Origin of the sequence: Bacillus sp. PS108 (genome assembly GCF_037963335.1) — a bacterium.
Taxonomy (GTDB): Bacteria; Bacillota; Bacilli; order Bacillales; family Bacillaceae; genus Bacillus; species Bacillus subtilis.
In genome coordinates, this window is sequence record NZ_CP150155.1 from 2836369 (window position 1) to 2855368 (window position 19000).

Below are 19000 nucleotides of genomic sequence, written 5' to 3' on the forward strand. Positions count from 1 at the left end.
TTAGGCTTTTTCCTTGCTTAGTCCATGTTTTTGATCAGTTCTTCTCCAAACTCTGAACATTTCACTTCAGTCGCCCCGTCCATTAATCTGGCAAAATCGTAAGTTACGACTTTGGAAGCGATTGTTTTTTCCATAGATTTGATAACCAAATCAGCCGCTTCGTTCCATCCTAAATGCTCAAGAAGCAGAACGCCTGAAAGAATAACTGAAGATGGGTTTACTTTATCAAGGCCTGCATATTTAGGAGCCGTTCCGTGCGTCGCCTCGAAAATCGCATGTCCTGTTTCGTAGTTGATGTTCGCTCCAGGAGCAATGCCGATTCCGCCGACTTGCGCAGCAAGAGCATCAGAAATGTAATCTCCGTTCAAGTTCATTGTCGCAACGACATCAAACTCGTTTGGACGCGTTAAGATCTGCTGAAGGAAAATGTCAGCAATGCTGTCTTTGATAATGATTTTTCCTGCTGCTTCCGCTTCGCTTTGCGCTTTGTTGGCAGCGTCTTTTCCTTCTTCTTCAGCAATGCGGTCATATTGAGCCCATGTGAAGACTTTATCTCCGTATTCTTTTTCAGCAAGTTCATAGCCCCAGTTTTTGAAGGCGCCTTCTGTGAACTTCATGATGTTTCCTTTGTGAACAAGCGTTACAGATTTGCGGCCATGCTCGATCGCATAATCAATGGCAGCTCTGACCAAGCGGCTTGTTCCTTCTTCTGAAACAGGCTTAATGCCGATACCTGATGTCTCAGGGAAACGGATTTTGTTGACGTTTAACTCATTTTGAAGGAAGCTGATAAGCTTTTGCACTTCTTCAGAGCCTTTTGCATACTCGATGCCTGCGTAAATATCTTCTGTATTTTCACGGAAGATGACCATATCAGTATCTTCAGGGCGTTTTACCGGTGACGGCACTCCAGTAAAGTATCTTACAGGTCTTAAGCAGACGAATAGGTCAAGCTCTTGTCTGAGCGCTACGTTCAAAGAACGGATACCGCCGCCGACAGGTGTCGTTAACGGGCCTTTAATCGCGATGAAATATTCGCGGATCACATCTAATGTTTCAGCAGGGAGCCACTCACCTGTTTTATTATAAGCCTTTTCTCCGGCGTAAACTTCTTTCCATGTAATTTTCTTTTCGCCTTTGTATGCTTTTTCTACTGCTGCTTCCAAAACCTTCGAAGCCGCGTTCCAAATATCAGGACCGGTTCCGTCTCCTTCGATAAATGGGATAATCGGGTTGTTTGGTACGTTTAATACTCCGTTAGAGACTGTAATTTTTTCACCTTGTGCCACAATAAAAACCTCCCAGTATGTAATTCATATTTAGAAAACATTTTATTTTTCTTATATAGAAAATAAAATGATTTTTCCTAACATTCAATTTAAAGTGTAACCCAATTTTGATGTTCTGAACAAGAGGCTAACCTCATTGACGCAAGCCAGCCTCCAATGGTTCTTTAGGCTCTTTCTTCAATCGGAACGAATTTTTGTTTGTCAGGTCCTGTGTAATCTGCCCGCGGGCGGATCAGACGGTTGTTGTCATACTGCTCAAGAATATGAGCGAGCCAGCCGGACATTCTGCTTACAGCAAAAATCGGTGTAAACAAATCATGGTCAATACCGAGGCTGTGATATACAGAAGCCGAATAGAAATCAACGTTAGGCGGAAGCTTTTTCTCTGATGTGACGATGTCTTCTATACGAATCGACATCTCATACCATTTGCTTTCGCCTGTCAGGTTGGTCAGGCGCTTGCTCATTTCTTTCAGATGCTTCGCGCGCGGATCACCATGCTTATACACACGGTGGCCGAATCCCATGATTTTTTCTTTCTTTTCAAGTTTAGCGCGGATGTACGGCTCAGCGTTTTCCACTTCACCGATTTCTGTCAGCATTTTCATAACGCCTTCATTCGCTCCGCCGTGAAGAGGCCCTTTCAGCGCGCCGATTGCTGCAGTAATGCCTGAATAGATGTCAGAAAGTGTTGCGACGCAGACCCTCGCTGTGAACGTTGACGCGTTCAGCTCATGGTCAGCATGTAAAATCAATGCTTTGTTGAAGGCTTCAACTTCAATTGGTGAAGGCTCTTCACCGTTTAATGTGTAAAGAAAATTCTCCGCAATACCGTAATCTTCTCTCGGTTCAACAGGCTCAAGACCCTTGCGAATTCTGGAAAACGCTGCAACCAGGCCAGGCACCTTTGCCTGAAGGCGGATCGCCTTTCTGTAGTTGGCTTCCGGGTTCATGGTATCAGCCTCGCTGTCTAGCAGGCCTAGTAATGAAATTGCTGTCCGAAGAGCAGCCATGGGATGAACATTTTCGAGGGAATAAGATTTGAAGTGCTCAATAATTTCTTGCGGAACGGCAGCTTCCTTTGCAAGCTGCTGCTTTAACTCTTCAAGCTCTTTTTTGTTTGGCAGCCTTAGATGCCAAAGCAAGTAGATGATTTCTTCAAAACTTGCATTCTCTGTCAAATCATCGATATCATACCCCACATATGTAAGGGTATCATCAATAATAGAACTAACAGATGATGTTGTTGCTACAACCCCTTCAAGACCGCGTGTCGCTGTCATATATAACATCTCCTTTTCAATAAATTTCCCCTTTAAGAGTGTTGTAAAAACATGAGGCTTACTTAAAAAGCACGATGCAAGTATTTCTCTCCCCCAAAAAGAAAATGCTTACATTTTACTGGCTGCTGGAACTAAAACCCTTTGCTTATGAAAGAACATAACAAATTCTTATAAGCTTATTTAAGTTTAAGCCTATTCTCATTATAAACAATAATCAGACATTTGTTAAATGTTTACCTATAATTTTTTTTTTTCATTCTGTGATTTCCCCGAAAAAACGCCTTTATTTGCGGGTTTTTGCATACAAAAAAAAGCGGCTTTAAGGCCGCTTTTTGTTATGAAGTGAACAGTTTTACGATCTGCATGGCTAAATAAGCAATCCCCGCTCCGATCAGCGGCCCCACCGCAACTCCTCCAAAAAGCGCGACTGCAAGAATGGTCCCGATCACGAGAGCAGTTGTAATATGCGGATCATTTTCAAGCAGGGCCAGGCCGTTTTTTGCAATCAGCGCCACTGCGATCCCCGCTCCAAGGGCGATCCATGCGTAGGAAGACCGCATTGCTTCTCCAAGCTGCTTAAATCCGATTTCTCCCGTGGCAATCGGGACAAGAACGGCGATGGTAATAATGGTCACACCCCAGTTAATGCCTTTTGACTGGATGGTCGGAAATAATTTCTGATCAAGCCCAACGATTTTGATGATCAAAAGGACGGATACAGCAAAGAGCAATGATTGGTTTTTTGCGATAAGTGCGATAGCCAAGAGTAAAATTAAAAATAAATTCGCTTGTGTAAACACATGCCATCCCTCCTTTAAGATGAATGTATTCATATTCAGCCGCAGCGTGAATACATATAAAAAATAGGACATGCTGACGAGAGGAGGACCGTTTTCGTGAATCAATCTTATATCACTATTTTTTTCAGAACCCTCTTTGTCATATCAATGACCGCAGGGTCGATAGCTGCGGCCTATTATTCGTTTCCGTTAACTTATCCGTTCCTGATCGCCCTTATTCTTTCTTCAGTGATTCATCCTGTTGTCGATTATTTGGACAAAGTGACAGGATTCCCCCGAACGATAAATGTTCTGGGCGTTCTTGCTTTTTTTCTGCTCGCAGCCTTCGGCGTCCTCACCATTCTGGTAGCCGAAATCGTAACGGGAACAGCCTATCTAGCAAAAACGCTGCCTCCTCATATCAGCACGTTTATTTCATATTGCGAAAAATTGTTTACAACTCATATTCAGCCGCTCTATAACGAGTTAACTCTTTTGTTTCAAGAATTGGAAACGAACCAGCAGGCTTCCATCGTCACTCATATCCAGACACTCGGTGATTCTGCCGCTAAAAATGCCGGGCTCCTGCTGTCCCACATTCTAGAGATGATCCCGAGATTTTTCGCTCTTCTTCCCAATACGGCGGCGGTTCTGATTTTTTCTCTTCTGGCAACCTTTTTTATGACAAAGGATTGGCATAAGCTGAAAGCCATGCTTGTTTTAATTCTGCCGGATCGTGTGACAGCTAACAGCAAAGCAATCAGCAGCGAATTAAAAAAAGCAATGACTGGTTTTATCAAAGCACAAGCCGTCCTCGTTTTCATCACAATGGTGATTGTATTTATCGGCCTTTCTCTCTTAAAGGTTGAACACGCCGCAACAATTGCTTTTTTAATCGGGCTTGTAGATCTTCTCCCTTACTTAGGTGCCGGCTCCGTATTTGTGCCCTGGATTTTGTATTTATCGATTACGGGCCAGCTGCCCCAAGCAATCGGAATTGGTATCCTGTACCTCGTCGTTCTTATTCAGCGGCAGCTGACAGAGCCCAAGATACTAAGTAAATCTATCGGGATCGATCCGCTGGCAACACTCATCGCCCTGTTTGCCGGCTTTAAATTATTCGGGTTTTTAGGACTGATTGCGGGACCGGCTGTACTCGTCATCATCCAAGCTTTCATCACAACAGGCGCATTAAAAGAAATATGGTCCTATATCACCGTTCAGCAAAAATAAAACGGCAGCCGTTTTTTCATGGCTGCCGTTTTTTATTTGATGATGATCCGCTTATTCTTCGACATACCTCTCAGCCATTTGAACAGAATCGGCTTACACCAGCCGCGGGTAAACGGGATAAGAAGACAGGCGCCGGCCAAATCTGATAAAAAGCCCGGAAGCATCAGCAATAGACCGCCAATGAAAATGCACAGACCGTCAGCAATCGCTTCTCCCGGCATTTTGCCATATTGAAGATCACGCTGAACCTTATAATACACTTCGGTTCCTTGTTTTTTTGCAGCTGCTGCGCCGATAATGCCAGTCAGAATCATGAATAGAACTGTCGGTAAAATGCCAATCAGCTTGCCTAAAAATAGGAATATACCGATTTCTATTGCCGGAAACACAATAAAAAGCAAAAACAAAAATCTCATATCCAAGCCCCCCACACGTGTAACACGTTCTGTTCAACAAAAGGCATGATAAAGAGAAAAGGAAGGGATTCCCCTTCCATTTTCACCTGTAATTAAAGAACGCTCGCACGGCCTTGATAGACTGCACCTCTGGAAGCGTCAACTGTAATATCCTGGCCATCTGTCAAAATAGATGTCGCATTTTCCAGACCCACGATAACCGGGATGCCAAGGCTTAATCCGACTACCGCAGCATGGCTAGTCAAACCGCCTTCTTCTGTAATAAGAGCAGACGCTTTTTCAAGGGATGCAATCATATCACGGTCAGTGCTTTTGGTAACAAGTACCGCACCGTCAGTCATTTTTTGCTCAGCTTCTTTTGCATTTTGTGCAACGACAACCGGACCGTAAGCTGATTTGCGTCCAATGCCTTGGCCTTTAGCGATGATATCGCCGACAGTATGAACCTTCATTAAGTTCGTAGTGCCGGACTCACCGACAGTGCCTGCTGTAATAACGATAAGATCGCCGTGTTTTACAATTCCGCTGTTCAATGATTTTTGGACAGCATCCTCAAGCATCTCATCTGTTGAGCTCGCATTTTGGCCGCTTTCCGCGAATACGCCAGATACGAGGGCAAGCTTTCTGGAAATAGAGTCATTTACAGTAACCGCAACAATCGGAGCCTGCGGACGGTATTTTGCAATCATACGTGCTGTATGGCCGCTTTCTGTCGGCGTTACGATCGCAGCAGCATTCAGGTTAATCGCCGTATGTGCGACAGATTGTCCAATTGCGTCTGTAATTGTCATACCCACTTGATCTCTGCGTTTTGAGAGAATTTCTTTATAATTTAAAGCTTCTTCAGAACGGGACGCGATGTTATGCATTGTTTGAACTGCTTCAACCGGGTAACTTCCGGCAGCAGTTTCACCTGAAAGCATGATCGCATCTGTTCCGTCGAAGATCGCGTTTGCAACGTCACTTGCTTCCGCACGAGTCGGACGCGGGTTGCGCTGCATGCTGTCAAGCATTTGTGTTGCTGTAATAACAGGTTTGCCCAGCGCGTTGCATTTTTTGATCAGTTCTTTTTGCACAAGCGGCACTTCTTCAGCTGGAATTTCCACACCTAAGTCTCCGCGCGCAACCATTAAGCCGTCAGACACTTCGAGAATCGCATCGATGTTGTCAACGCCCTCTTGGTTTTCGATTTTAGGGATGATTTGAATATCCTGAGCGTTGTGCTCTTCAAGAAGCTCACGGATTTCGAGCACGTCCGTAGAACGTCGAATGAAAGATGGTGCTATGAAGTCTACTCCTTGCTCAATACCGAAAACGATGTCTCGCGCATCCTTTTCAGTAATCCCCGGAAGATTGACACTTACGCCCGGTACGTTAACACCTTTTTTATTTTTGAGTGTTCCGTTGTTTAATACTTTTGTTTTAATTTCGCGTTTAGCGGCATCTACATCAAGTACCTCAAGACCGATAAGGCCGTCATCTAACAGAATCGTTGAACCTTGTTCAACGTCATGGACTAAACCTTCATATGTCACTGAAATTTTATCTGTTGTTCCTACAACCTCGTCCATTGAAATAATGAGCTCTTTACCTGTTTCGAGCTCAATACCGCCGTTTTCCATTGTATGTGTGCGGATTTCAGGACCTTTTGTATCAAGCAGAATTCCAACGTTCTTGCCAAGTTTTTTGCTTGCTTCGCGGATATTTTTAATTCTTGCACCGTGCTCCTCAAAATCTCCGTGAGAAAAGTTTAATCGAGCCACGTTCATTCCTGACTCCATTAATTTCGTAAGCATTTCAATACTTTCACTTGCCGGACCGATGGTACAAACAATTTTAGTTTTTCTCATTTGGTTCACTTCCTTCTGAAATCTTCAGCCTTCAGCTGTACATTAGATAGACAGTTCTTTTGAAAGCTGATACATGTTTTGCTCAACTGTGTGTTTTGTCTCAAGTATTTCTATAATATCATGGTCTACAAGCTTATTGTTTTGTATACCTACACAGCGTCCGCCTTTTCCTTCAAGCAGCAGTTCAACTGCATATGCGCCGAGACGGCTTGCTAACACACGGTCAGCAGCACTCGGAGAACCTCCGCGCTGGATATGGCCCAATACAGATACCCTAGTTTCAAGATTTGTTTCTTCTTCAATGCGTTTCCCGAATTCAACACCGCTGCCTACACCTTCGGCAACAATAATAATACTGTGCTTCTTGCCGCGTTCGTGGCCGCGTTTTAAGCGGGCAATGATTTCGTGCATGTCATAGTCTGCCTCAGGGATTAAGATCGATTCCGCTCCCCCTGCAAGACCGGCCCACAATGCGATATCGCCGGCATGACGGCCCATTACTTCGATTACATATGTACGTTCATGAGAAGTCGCTGTATCGCGAATCTTATCAATTGCGTCAATTACTGTATTTAAAGCTGTATCGAAACCGATTGTAAAATCAGTGCCCGGAATGTCATTATCAATTGTACCCGGTACACCTACACATGGAAACCCGTGTTCCGTTAATTTTTTCGCACCCATATATGAACCGTCTCCGCCGATAACAACAAGGCCTTCAATACCAAGCTTCTTCAAGTTTTCTATCCCTTTTTCACGGCCTTCAACTGTTTTGAATTCAGGACATCTTGCCGTATAAAGCTTAGTCCCTCCACGATGTATAATATCGCCTACTGATCCGAGTTCAAGCTTTTCAATCTTTCCGCTGATCAATCCCGCGTATCCGTTGTAAATACCGTAAACTTCAACGTCATGATAGATTGCTTTTCTGACTACTGCGCGAACTGCTGCGTTCATTCCCGGGGAATCCCCGCCGCTCGTTAATACCCCTATACGTTTCATTCTCCATTCACCTCAGCAACATATATGATTAAACATAACATGATCATTGCCCTAAAAACAATGAAAAGGGATCTCCATCCTCCCTATGAAACCTTACCTATTATACAATTAAATAAATTGTTTTTAAATAAAATTTAAGGAATGTCACAAAAAATAAACGTGAGCCAAAGGCTTCACGTTTATTTAGTTTACCCCGATATATTGATCTTCAACCGAGACTTTGCCAATTGCTTTATATTTTTCATAGCGCTGCTGAACTAATTCTTCTTCGCTCAGCTTCAGCAAAGTTTTTAACGATTGTTTAAGGGTTTCGTCCATATAGCTTGCCTGCAGCTTCACATCATGGTGCGCTCCGCCTTTTACTTCTTTAATCATATGATCTATAATACCTAATTCTTTTAAATCCGGCGCAGTGATTTTCATTGTTTCTGCTGCTTTTTTAGCAAGACTGGAGTCCTTCCATAAAAGTGCCGCGGCACCTTCCGGAGAAATAACTGAATAAGTAGAGTTTTCCAGCATATGCAAGTGATTCCCTACACCCAGACCAAGGGCTCCGCCGCTTCCGCCTTCACCGATGACGATGCAGATAACAGGCACTCGAAGGCCGGCCATCTCAAACAGGTTTTTGGCAATAGCTTCACTTTGTCCTCTTTCTTCAGCTGCTCGTCCAGGGTATGCCCCCTTCGTATCAATAAAACAGATAATTGGTCTGTTAAATTTGTCAGCCTGTTTCATCAGACGAAGCGCTTTTCTGTAGCCTTCTGGATGCGGCATCCCAAAATTGCGGACTAGGTTTTCCTTCGTGTCTTTGCCGCGCTGATGCCCGATTACCGTTACAGGGAGGCCGTGGAACTTCGCAATCCCGCCGACAATGGCTTCATCGTCCCCGTACGCTCTGTCTCCGTGACATTCAAAAAAGTCGGTAAACAGGTGTTCGATATAATCAAGAGTTGTCGGACGGTCCGCCAGACGCGCGATTTGAACCCGGTCCCATGGCTTCAAATTTTTATAAATATCATCCTGAAGCTTAGCGAGACGGTCTTCGAGCCGTTCGATTTCCGCACTTAGATCCATATCGGAATCTTGGGTGAATTTTTTTAGTTCGGCAATTTTGGTTTGCAGTTCAATCACCGGTTTTTCAAATTCTAATCTTGGAGCCACTCAATGTCACCTCCTGTTTGATGCATATCCAGCAGATTTTCTAACGTTTTTTTCATATCGTCGCGATGAATAACCGCATCAAGCTGTCCATGTTTTAATAAAAATTCAGCCGTTTGGAAGTCCTCAGGCAGTTTTTCTCCTATTGTCTGTTCAATAATCCGTCTTCCGGCAAAACCGATCAGCGCGCCAGGCTCAGCGAAATTGTAATCGCCAAGGGATGCAAAGCTTGCTGATACGCCCCCGGTAGTCGGATGCGTCATTACTGAAATAATAAGACCCTGTTCTTCACTGAACAGTTTTAACGCAGAGCTTGTCTTAGCCATCTGCATCAAACTTAATACGCCTTCCTGCATTCTAGCGCCGCCTGAAGCCGTAAAAATAATAAACGGAACTTTATCAGCTTTTGCTTTTTCAATCGCAAGCGTGATTTTTTCACCGACGACTGAACCCATGCTGCCCATTCTGAATGAAGAGTCCATGACGGCGACTACAGCCGGGTGTCCGCCGATGGTGCCCTTGCCTGTCACAACAGCCTCGTTTAAGGATGTTTTCTCGCGATCTTTTTCAAGCTTTTCCAGATATCCCGGGAAACCAAGCGGATTTTCCGAGAGCATTCCCTGATTGAATTCCTCAAAAGATTTTTCATCCATCAAGCTTTCGATACGCTGTTTTGCGTTCATTGGGAAATGATAATCGCAGTTCATGCATACCCGCATATTTTTATCCAACTCTTTAGTGAGCATGATTTTTTTACACTTAGGACATTTTGTCATAATGCCTTCCGGAACATCGTGCTTCGCTTGATCAGATGGTACGGAAGCATACTTTTTCTTTTTCGTGAATATATCCTTTAACAAATGATTACCTCCCTTTTGTGAAGGGTCCTCTTCACCGCATGTCATCAAACAGATAGACTTGCTAATAACTTTACCGAAACTATTGTACTTTTTTTGTCAAACGCTGTCATCCTCAATTCGACAACTTTTTATTCGATGACGTGCTCGGAGCGGCTTGTATGAAATCAGATAAGGTGTTGAAACGACAAGGTTGACAGCGCATTCAAAAATAATGTTAAACCCGGCTGAAATTTTTTTAAGGCTAACCCCCTAAAAAAATTTCAGCCGTCAGTTTAACTTGAGAACAGCGCGCCGGTCTCCGCCAACGCGCTGCCATTTTTTGAATGAATTAAAATTATTCACCAATAATCGTAAGTTTTCTTGTTTTTTCTGCGACTTCCTCAGGGTCAACAGTGATTCTTGCAACACCTGTTTCCATCGCAGCTTTTGCCACAGCCTTCGCAACAGCAGGCGCAACACGTTTATCAAACGGTGCAGGGATGACATAGTCTGCGCTAAGCTCATCTTCTGAAACCAGTGAAGCAATGGCTTCAACCGCTGCGATTTTCATTTCCTCGTTAATATGAGTGGCACGCACATCAAGTGCTCCGCGGAAAATACCAGGGAATGCAAGAACATTGTTTACTTGGTTCGGGAAGTCAGAACGGCCAGTTCCGATAACGCTTGCTCCGGCTTCACGCGCATCTTCCGGCATGATTTCCGGATTTGGATTTGCCATTGCAAAGATAATCGGATCTTTTGCCATGCTTTGAACCATTTCTTTTGTTAACGCGCCTGCTACAGAGACACCGATAAATACGTCAGCATCAACGATGACATCTTTCAGAGAACCGTCTTTGCGATCTTGGTTCGTGAACTTCGCCACTTCATTTTTGACATCGTTCATGCCGTTCGGGCGCCCTTCATAAATGGCCCCTTTGGAATCGCACATCACAATGTCGCGAACGCCATAATGATGAAGAAGCTTGATAATCGCAATGCCAGCCGCACCCGCGCCGTTTGCGACAACTTTAATGGATGACATGGATTTTCCAGACAGTTTCAGCGCGTTCACAAGACCTGCTACGGTTACAATGGCAGTACCGTGCTGATCATCATGGAAAACCGGGATGTTTGTTTCTTTTTTGAGGCGCTCTTCAATGATAAAGCAGTTTGGCGCTGCAATATCTTCAAGGTTGACGCCGCCAAATGTTGGTTCCAGCAATTTTACAGTTTCAACGATTTTATCAACATCGTTTGTGTTTAAAGCAATCGGGAACGCATCTACGCCCGCAAAGCTTTTGAAAAGAACTGCTTTCCCTTCCATAACAGGAAGCGCCGCTTCAGGGCCGATGTTTCCAAGGCCAAGTACAGCTGTACCGTCAGTTACAACTGCTACCATGTTCCCCTTCATTGTATAATCATATACTTTGTTAATGTCTTCATGAATATCCTTACACGGTTCTGCAACACCCGGAGAATACGCGAGGCTTAGATCTTTCGCATTTCTGACCTCTACTTTTGATTTAGACTCCAGTTTCCCCTGGTTGACTTTATGCAGGTGTAATGCTTCTTCTCTTAATGACATTCTCCTAAACACTCCTTATGGATATTTTTTGATTCGTATACTGCTGCGTTGATTGCTGCATTCTGCGGAGTAAATCTATCTGAATATTTAAACAGGATCACATAATTGCTCCAATTGTATAACAAAAAGCGAATCGTTACCACTGTTTTAAAACGACGTTTTTTTGACCCAACAGCTCTTTTAAGCGATATAACACCTGGTGATCTGCATTGATATGGAACGACTCAGGTAGCTTAATCGTCTGTTTTTGCCTTTCATAATAGAGATAAACGCCTGTTTCCCCTTTATGCTCCAGCAAAATGCGCTTAATCTTTGCCAGGATCTCCTGGCTGTGCTGACTGCTTTCTATTTTTATATAAACCGATGGCGCTTTTTCTGCATCCATATTTTCTAATAATTCTGCCCGGGACATGATGAATTGGATCTTATCTTGTCTAACTTCACATTTCCCCGCTGTGAACAAAAGAGCGCCTTCTCTTAAAACGGGAGAAAGCTGTCTGAATTGTTCAGGGAAGACTACGGCTTCCATCTCGCCGGTTTCATCACTGAGCGTTAAAAACGCCATGTTTTGACCTGTTTTCGTCCGAATCGTTTTGATCTTCGACAGCAGAACGCCTAGTGAAAGCTGCCTTTTGACTGCCCGCTGAGCCTGCAGAATGGAGACTGCTCCTTGCGCAGTGAGCTGTTTTCGGAAGGCGGAGAGGGGATGATTTGAAAAATAAATGCCAAGCGTTTCCTTTTCAAACGCAAGTAAATCCACCAGAGGAAGCTCCTCCGTCTCCACATACTTCGGCTTAATTGAAAACGATTCATCTAAAAACAATCCCATTTGGTCATCGTCCGCGGCGAATAGCTCAGCATGTTCCAAAGCAACATCAATGGATGCGAGCAGCGTGGCCCGGTTTTGGCCGAATTCGTCCATCGCACCAGAAAAGATAAGTGCTTCAAGCATTTTGCGATTTACGCTTTTTGACGGCACGCGAAAGCAGAAATCGAAAAGATCTTCAAATGGTTTCTCTTTTCTTGCTTTATATATATCTTTGACTGCTGAGACGCCTACACTTTTTATCGCGCGGAGGCTGTATCTGACAGATCCGTTTTCAACTGTAAACGGAAAACTGCTTTTATTCACTGACGGAGGAAGGATACGAATCCCGCTCCCCTTTGCTTCGTAAAGATATTGAGAGATTTTATCCTCATTGCCAATGACGCTTGTCAGCAATCCGCACATAAAATATAACGGATAATGAGCTTTCAAATACGCAAGCTGGCACCCGATCATGCTGTATGCCACCGCATGGCTTCTGTTAAAGCCATAGTTTGCGAATTTGACGATTAAATCGTAGACCTCATTTGCAGTGTCTACAGAATACTCCTTTTTTAAGCACCCTTCAACAAAATGGCTTCGCTCTCTGTCCAGGATTTCTTTTTTCTTTTTGCTGACCGCCCTTCTCAATAGGTCCGCTTCGCCTAAAGAAAACCCCGCCATACGGGAAGCAATCATCATAATTTGTTCCTGATACACAATGACGCCATATGTATCTTCCAAAATGCTCCTTAAATCTTCATGAGGATAGTGAACAGGCGCCCGGCCGTGTTTACGGTCGATAAATAACGGAATATTTTCCATCGGACCCGGCCGGTACAGTGCATTGACCGCCACAATATCTTCTAGGCCCGAAGGTTTCAGCCGTTTCAAGACGCTTCTCATCCCTGCAGATTCAAGCTGGAAAATGCCTGTCGTATCCCCTTTTGACAGCAAGGAGAACGTTTTGTCATCGCTGTAGGAAATACTTGAAAGGTCTATTTTAATATTTTCTTCTTTTTCAATCATTGAAGTGATAGATTCAATAAGTGTCAGATTCCTCAAACCTAAGAAATCCATTTTTAAAAGGCCCAAGTCTTCAAGATGGTCCATCGCGTATTGCGTTAAATAGATCCCTTCATGCCCTTCTTGAAGCGGAACAACATCTGTTAACGGTTCTTCACTCAGGACAACGCCCGCTGCGTGGGTTGATGCATGCCTTGGCAGCCCTTCTATTTTCCGGGCAATTGAATAGACTTGCTGAAGCAGGCTTGACTCCCGAAGCCGCTTATCCAGCTGCGGTGACTGCTGTCTCGCTTCATCCAGCGTCATTCCCGGTCTTGAAGGAATGAGTTTTGCAAGCTGATCTGCCTCCTTCGGGCTGACGCCGAATACTCTGCCGACGTCCCGGAGCGCCGCCTTTGCCGCAAGTGTTCCAAAGGTGATAATCTGTGCGACGTGCATTGCACCGTATTTCTGCTGAACATATTGAATGACTTCATCCCTTCTAGTATCGGGAAAGTCAATATCAATATCCGGCATGCTGACGCGCTCGGGATTTAAAAATCTTTCAAACAGAAGGTGATGCTTAATCGGGTCAACATCTGTGATATACAGCACATATGCCACAAGAGAACCTGCCGCAGAACCCCTTCCCGGTCCTGTAACAATCCCTTTTTCATGGGCGTGCTTCATAAAATCCCACACGATCAGAAAGTAATCGCTGAACTTCATCCGCTTGATGACATCAAGCTCATATTGAAGACGGCGAAGGTATCGTTCATCAGGCTTGCCGAAACGGCTGCGGAGTCCCTCCATACAGATATCCGTTAAATAATCATCAGCGGACGTTCCGTCTGGGGTCGGAAAAGACGGTAGACGGGTCTGCCCGAGACTGACGTCAACCCGGCATTGTTCCGCGATCTCTACAGAAGCTTGCAGTGCCTCGGGATGCTCTCGATAAATGTTTTGCATTTCTTCGAGTGGTTTCAAATCGAGATCAGGCAAATCTTCAGCGGGTGCATCCGTCAGTTTTTCCCCCGCTTTAATCGCTTTCAGACAACGGTAGGCAGCCTTATCTTCCTTCCTTATGTAATGCACATCGCCTGTGGCCGTAACAGGGATACCCGTTTCTTCTGACAGCTTTAGAATCTGCTCAGACAAGACTTGATTCCCTTTAAAAGGCTGATAGGAGAAATAAAAAGCTCCCTTTCCGAATATAGACTGAAATTCCAGCGAGGCTTGAGCAGCCTGTTCGAACAGCCCTCCTTCAAGAAGCGTTTCAATATATCCTTTTTCGCCGGGCGTTATTGCGATAATCCCTTCTCGATAACTGTGAAGCCATTTCGGCTTCAGTCCGCCTTTTGATTTAGATTGCAGAACGCTGCTGATTTTCAGCAGGTTTTGATAGCCTGTATTTGATTTTGCCAGCAGGACGAGCGGGTATGCTTCAAGCTCGCTGTCATCCGTAAAAACAGAAGCCGTCAAACCGATTATTGGGTTGATCCCTCTCGCCTTGCAAGCTTTATAAAATTGAATAGCTCCGTACATGACATGATCATCTGTCAGCGCCAAAGACGCATATCCGAGCCTGTCAGCTTCACTGACGAGCTCTTCCACAGCCGCGGCGCTGTTTAGCAGGCTGTACCCGCTATGCACTTGCAGGTGAACAAAAGACATGCTATCACCTCTTTCTCATTACGATTCATTTCTTCCCTCATTATAAGGCCGGTTTCCAAAAGAAACAAATGTTCTTTTTTGACTCATCATCATACTTGTCCTGAAAGCTCAATATGATATAAAAGGTGAGGTGATAAAGATGGATCAGGAAGCAGGATTTATGGTGAATTTTATCAATAGCTACTTCATTGCGTTAGGGGTGCTGATCGGGGGCGCACTCATTGGAGGGCTCGGAGCATATTTGGCAGGCGAACCCCCGCTTACAGCCATTACAAAGCTTGCCAACCGGTTAAAAATATGGGCGCTTGTCGCAGCTATCGGAGGCACCTTTGATGCGGTATACAGCTTTGAACGCGGCATACTCGAAGGCAATACGAGAGATATCTTTAAACAGCTTCTTTTAATTATTTCGGCCATGGGAGGCGCGCAAAGCGGCTGGCTTATTATATCATGGCTGACCCAGGAGCATCTTTCTTCATGAGGGTCCCCCAGCATTACAAAAAACCGGGATGGCAGCGTTTTTTCGCGGGAATGATGTGCGGAGCCGTAATTAGCTGGTTCTTTTTCCTGTTTACTTACGGAACATTCCAAGAGGAGCAGGTCAGCCTCATCGAAAAGCAAAAAGAGCATGTAAAAGACTTGAACAATCAAATTTCGATCTATCAGGAAGATCTCCATAAACTGAATGAAGATAATAAAAGAAAACTGCTGATTCAAAGCGTCAGCGTCAAATTGCTGAATGGGGATAAATATAAAATATCACAGCCGGATAAAACGAAATTCGAGGAGCATGTAAAGGATGATATTTCAGAGGTGATTACAAAAGACATAGAGAGCGTCTATCAAACAAAGGATCTCTTGAAGCGGACAATTGAAAATAAAGTCTATATGATCAATGAAAAAAAATACGAGGCAACCGTCAGAGAATTGATTATTTATACGAGGCTGACAGTGGAACTTGAAATATCTTTCGCCACATAATTATGGATTTTTTTTAAATTCTCCAAACTTCTGTCGCTTTTTCCCATTCTTTTTTATAAACTATATGTGAGGCTTAATGGCGAAAGGAAGGAGGAAGGGAAATGGAGGTTTACAGTGACCGTCAGTTAGCAAAAGATCAAGCAGCCCGTCTCAGACAAGGTTTTTCTGCATATGCCGAAACAAACTCACTCGCTTCCCTCATCAAAAAAGAACTTCAATCACACAATCTCCAAGTCTACGAGGACCTTACTGATTTCGGCTGCTGGTTCATCCCCGTCACAGATGAACACTAAGAGAGAGGGTCTCCCCTCTACTCGTGTTCTTTACATAATGTTTCCAGATCAGCTAAAATCCGATCAGCTTCATCCCAGCTGTAAATAGAGGCGCCTGAAGCTAACGGATGCCCTCCGCCGTTATATTTCCGGGCAAGTCCGTTAATGACAGGCCCCTTCGAACGGAATCTGACTCTGATTTGATCGTCTTCTTCTACGAAAAACACCCAGGCGCGAATACCTGAGATATTGCCGAGCGTCCCGACAAGCTGCGACGCTTCAGAAGCCGTTGTGCCGAATTTTTCAAGCGTATCCTTTTTGATGAAAACAGAAGCCGCCCCGTTTTCGGACAAAGACACATTTTGAAAGATAAAGCCGTTAAGCTTCACCACATTCAGTTTTGTTTCATACAATTGATTAAATAACTCTGAGGAAGAGAATGGATACTGAATGAGCTCGCCTGCATATTTTAATGTTTTTTCCGTGGTATTCGGAAATAAAAAGCGTCCGGTATCTCCAACAATGCCGGCGTAGATCAGCTCTGCCGCTTTCGTATTCAGCTTCCAGCCGTGCTCTTTTCCTTCTAAATACAGCTCGTAAATCATTTCACTTACTGAGCTGGCGCTTGTATCGACCCAGAGAAGGTCACCGTATGGATCTTCGTTCGGATGGTGGTCGATTTTCATTAGTTTGGCGCCTGAAGGATAACGCTGATCGTCGATTCTTTCCTGATTTGCCGTATCGCAGACAATGACAAGTGCGCCTTCATATGTTTCATTGTCCACCTCATCAAGGGAATATAAGAAAGAGAGGGACGGTTCAGGCGTGCCGACCGCAAAAATATTTTTTTCAGGATATGTTTCACGCAGGATTTCCGTAAGCCCGCACTGTGATCCGTAGGCATCCGGATCAGGACGCACATGTCTATGTAAGATAATCGTGTCATATAATGATATGGTTCTGATCAATTCTGTTTTCATTTGATACTCCTTTATTGTTTTTATTCATTAAATCACATTCTCTGCCGACGGAAAAGAAAAATAACGTCAAAACCAAGCCCGTTTTTGTATAAAATGGGTTTGTAAACTTTTACGATGGAGGATTTCATTTATGCTGGTTCTTGTTTTTTTGATTGGGCTTTCAGCCTGCTTTTATGTGTACTATAAAGTAAAAGGCGTACGGGCAAAGCCATCTTTGGCAAAAGAAATATGTTCAGCAAAATCAAGCATGGCCTTAGGGTCACTAGTCCTGTTCTACGGGCTCAACCAAATGATATTATTCCATTCAGTATTAACGTTAGTAATCGGCGGTATCTTTATCGTCATAGGAGCAGGAAGCGCTTGGGCAGGTTATAAAGCCTTCAGGCATTACAATCCCCTTCACGCCAAAGAAGCTGAAAGAGATCACGCGTAAGGGGCGCCTGAACGTCCCTTAGCTTCTTTCCATCAGCTGAACCATCAGCATCGCTTTAGACACGATATGACCTTGGCTGTGCACTTCCACTTCCATTTTCCCGAACTTTCTGCCAGCCTCCAAGATGCGAGGTTTGACTTCGATGACTGATTCCATCTGCACAGGCTTCAAAAAGAAGATGGTGATGCTCTCTATGACGAGTTCGCCGCGCTTTTTCGAGCGCAAAAATCGGTTTGCCGCTTGCGTCAAAATGGTCGTAAATACGCCATAAGAAATGGTTCCAAGCTGATTTGTCATTTGCGGCGTGACTTCATACTCGTAAACCGTTTGATCTTCTTTATCATCACCCTCATCTTTAAACCCCCTTGAAACGATATCATCAAGCTTCTCCCCGACCTGCGGCTGCTTTTGAATCATTTGAAGAGCTTTCAATACGTCTTGGCGGCTGATCATGCCGATGAGTTTTTGGTGGCCATCAGTGACGGGAAGCACTTCGATCCCTTCCCATACCATCATTTGCGCAGCTGAAGCGACAGATGTTTTCCCAATAACCGTGACGGGATTTTTGGTCATGACTTTTTCTATAGATGCATTTCGGTCATGGCCAGCAATATCTTTTGATGTCAGAATGCCATGGATTTTCATTTGATCGTCGACAACCGGGAAGCGGCCGTGCCCCGTTTCAAAATTTTTCTCATACCATTTTTCAAGTTTATCCTTAGGCGAAAGATATACCGTGCGGTCAGCAGGTGTTAGGATGTCCTCCACCAAAACAATTTCTTTTTTGATCAGCTGGTCATATATTGCCCGGTTAATCATCGCGGCAACTGTAAAGGTGTCATAGCTCGTGGATAAAATCGGCAGTTCAAGCTCATCTGCCAGCTGCACAATGCTGTCATCCGTGTTAAAGCCCCCGGTCACCAATACGGCCGCACCCGCTTCAAGCGCCTGCCTGTGTGCATTGATTCTGTTTCCGACAATCAAAAGATTCCCCGCTGCGGTGTAACGCATCATCGCGTCAAGCTCCATCGCGCCGATGACGAATTTATTCAATGTCTTATGGAGCCCTGCCCTGCCTCCGAGCACTTGTCCGTCTATAACATTTACAACCTCTGCATAGGTAAGCTTTTCAATGTTCTCTTTTTTCTTTTGTTCAATTCTGATTGTGCCCACACGTTCAATCGTGCTGACAAACCCTTTATTCTCTGCTTCCTTGATCGCTCTGTACGCGGTTCCTTCGCTTACTTTCATTTCCTTTGCAATTCTTCGGACAGAAATTTTTTCACCGACAGGCAGTGAATCGATATACATTAAAATTTGTTCATGCTTCGTTGCCAAGCCTTTCACCTCTAAGGACAGTCTTCTTGTTTTTATTATAAGGTTTCAAAGGATTTATACGCAATGAGGCTGGAA

Annotated in this window: 17 protein-coding genes; 5 read left to right on the plus strand and 12 right to left on the minus strand. The window is 44.3% G+C overall.

Annotation, left to right across the window (positions count from 1 at the left end):
- Positions 1-17: 17 nt before the first annotated feature.
- From icd to NSQ16_RS14745, 3 genes are all read right to left on the minus strand, one after another.
- Positions 18-1289: an NADP-dependent isocitrate dehydrogenase gene (gene icd / locus NSQ16_RS14735; RefSeq protein WP_014477637.1), complete on the minus strand. Its 1272-nt coding sequence runs from the start codon at positions 1287-1289 to the stop codon at positions 18-20.
- 164 nt (positions 1290-1453) lie between these two features.
- Positions 1454-2572: a citrate synthase gene (citZ, locus tag NSQ16_RS14740; RefSeq protein WP_004398810.1), complete on the minus strand. Its 1119-nt coding sequence runs from the start codon at positions 2570-2572 to the stop codon at positions 1454-1456.
- 335 nt (positions 2573-2907) lie between these two features.
- Complete coding sequence (locus NSQ16_RS14745; protein ID WP_015251478.1) at positions 2908-3372, minus strand: DUF441 domain-containing protein; 465 nt, start codon at positions 3370-3372, stop codon at positions 2908-2910.
- Between the two features lie 96 nt (positions 3373-3468).
- Here NSQ16_RS14745 and ytvI point away from each other — a divergent pair, with 96 nt between their 5' ends.
- Positions 3469-4584: a sporulation integral membrane protein YtvI gene (ytvI, locus tag NSQ16_RS14750; protein ID WP_004399115.1), complete on the plus strand. Its 1116-nt coding sequence runs from the start codon at positions 3469-3471 to the stop codon at positions 4582-4584.
- A gap of 32 nt (positions 4585-4616) precedes the next feature.
- On the opposite strand, the gene NSQ16_RS14755 is transcribed toward ytvI, so the two are convergent.
- From NSQ16_RS14755 to dnaE, 7 genes are all read right to left on the minus strand, one after another.
- Entirely contained in the window at positions 4617-5000 is a 384-nt protein-coding gene (locus tag NSQ16_RS14755; protein ID WP_015251477.1) for an FxsA family protein, read from the minus strand.
- Positions 5001-5092: 92 nt separating this feature from the next.
- A complete protein-coding gene (pyk, locus tag NSQ16_RS14760; protein WP_004398560.1) occupies positions 5093-6850 on the minus strand; it encodes a pyruvate kinase in 1758 nt (585 codons plus the stop codon).
- Positions 6851-6892: 42 nt separating this feature from the next.
- Entirely contained in the window at positions 6893-7852 is a 960-nt protein-coding gene (gene pfkA, locus NSQ16_RS14765; RefSeq protein ID WP_003237788.1) for a 6-phosphofructokinase, read from the minus strand.
- 183 nt (positions 7853-8035) lie between these two features.
- Positions 8036-9013 (minus strand): acetyl-CoA carboxylase carboxyl transferase subunit alpha, encoded by a 978-nt coding sequence (accA, locus tag NSQ16_RS14770; protein ID WP_003229417.1) that lies wholly within the window; start codon positions 9011-9013, stop codon positions 8036-8038.
- Positions 8998-9870, minus strand: a complete 873-nt coding sequence (gene accD / locus NSQ16_RS14775) for an acetyl-CoA carboxylase, carboxyltransferase subunit beta (protein WP_024573337.1) — start codon at positions 9868-9870, stop codon at positions 8998-9000. The genes accA and accD overlap by 16 nt, the downstream gene beginning before the upstream one ends.
- Positions 9871-10204: 334 nt before the next feature.
- A complete protein-coding gene (gene maeB / locus NSQ16_RS14780) occupies positions 10205-11437 on the minus strand; it encodes an NADP-dependent malic enzyme (RefSeq protein WP_014664951.1) in 1233 nt (410 codons plus the stop codon).
- 136 nt (positions 11438-11573) lie between these two features.
- The gene (gene dnaE / locus NSQ16_RS14785) at positions 11574-14921 is read right to left on the minus strand and encodes a DNA polymerase III subunit alpha (protein ID WP_014480547.1); all 3348 of its coding nucleotides are present in this window, start codon (positions 14919-14921) and stop codon (positions 11574-11576) included.
- Between the two features lie 139 nt (positions 14922-15060).
- Between dnaE and ytrH the strand changes: the two genes are divergently transcribed.
- The 3 genes from ytrH (at position 15061) to NSQ16_RS14800 (ending at position 16195) form a co-directional block, all read left to right on the plus strand.
- Positions 15061-15402 carry a sporulation membrane protein YtrH gene (gene ytrH / locus NSQ16_RS14790; protein ID WP_003229410.1) on the plus strand — a complete coding sequence of 114 codons (342 nt, stop codon included), beginning with the start codon at positions 15061-15063 and terminating at the stop codon, positions 15400-15402.
- The gene (gene ytrI, locus NSQ16_RS14795) at positions 15399-15902 is read left to right on the plus strand and encodes a sporulation membrane protein YtrI (protein WP_003229408.1); all 504 of its coding nucleotides are present in this window, start codon (positions 15399-15401) and stop codon (positions 15900-15902) included. Before ytrH ends, ytrI begins: the two co-directional genes overlap by 4 nt.
- A 101-nt stretch (positions 15903-16003) precedes the next feature.
- A complete protein-coding gene (locus tag NSQ16_RS14800; protein WP_003229407.1) occupies positions 16004-16195 on the plus strand; it encodes a hypothetical protein in 192 nt (63 codons plus the stop codon).
- Between the two features lie 17 nt (positions 16196-16212).
- Here the strand turns inward: NSQ16_RS14800 and nrnA are convergent, their stop codons facing one another.
- Entirely contained in the window at positions 16213-17154 is a 942-nt protein-coding gene (gene nrnA / locus NSQ16_RS14805; RefSeq protein ID WP_004398971.1) for a bifunctional oligoribonuclease/PAP phosphatase NrnA, read from the minus strand.
- A 130-nt stretch (positions 17155-17284) separates the two neighbouring features.
- Here nrnA and NSQ16_RS14810 point away from each other — a divergent pair, with 130 nt between their 5' ends.
- A complete protein-coding gene (locus NSQ16_RS14810; protein WP_003229401.1) occupies positions 17285-17587 on the plus strand; it encodes a YtpI family protein in 303 nt (100 codons plus the stop codon).
- Positions 17588-17605: 18 nt separating this feature from the next.
- On the opposite strand, the gene NSQ16_RS14815 is transcribed toward NSQ16_RS14810, so the two are convergent.
- Positions 17606-18925 (minus strand): CBS domain-containing protein, encoded by a 1320-nt coding sequence (locus NSQ16_RS14815; RefSeq protein ID WP_106073659.1) that lies wholly within the window; start codon positions 18923-18925, stop codon positions 17606-17608.
- Positions 18926-19000 lie beyond the last annotated feature (75 nt).